This window comes from Vibrio sp. 1078-1 (assembly GCF_033340475.1).
The window spans coordinates 1-526 of record NZ_JAWOWM010000862.1 but is presented as its reverse complement, the minus strand read 5'-3'; the positions used below and the strand labels follow the sequence as shown (position 1 = coordinate 526).

At 37.5% G+C, this 526-nt stretch carries 1 protein-coding gene; it reads left to right on the top strand.

All coding sequences use genetic code 11. The features are described 5' to 3' along the window. The first annotated feature begins 85 nt into the window (after positions 1-85). The gene (locus R7190_RS30505; protein ID WP_017448465.1) at positions 86-370 is read left to right on the top strand and encodes a MazG nucleotide pyrophosphohydrolase domain-containing protein; all 285 of its coding nucleotides are present in this window, start codon (positions 86-88) and stop codon (positions 368-370) included. Positions 371-526: the final 156 nt, after the last annotated feature.

Sequence of the window (526 nt, the reverse complement as noted above, 5' to 3'; positions counted from 1 at the left end):
TGGTAAGGTTAAGCATCTTGGTCGCGTTACTCACACCTTAATGCGGCGTTATACGCTTTATGGAAAATGATACAAAAAGGACGTTATGAAGTTATCTGAGTTACAAAGTCATATAAAAGAATTCGATTATGCCCCAGAGCAATCTGAACACTATTTTTTAAAATTAATCGAAGAAGTTGGCGAATTATCTGAATCCATTCGCAAAGGTAAAAGTGGGCAACCAACGTTAGATGAACTTAAAGGTTCAATCGCAGAAGAGTTATATGACGTCTTGTATTATGTTTGTGCTTTAGCCAATATTCACGGTGTAAACCTTGAGAAAACGCATGAATTAAAAGAAGTTTTGAATAAGGTTAAGTACAACCGATAGGACGCGTATAACAAATTGTTCAAGAGGGATTCAGCACGCGTGGCATTTTTACTATGCGTTGGTGTTGCGTGCTTCACCCCTTAACAAGGCGTTAGCTGCTTAGAGGAAAAATGATGATCCAAGATAAAGCTACATCAAGTTCCAATTACATAAGAT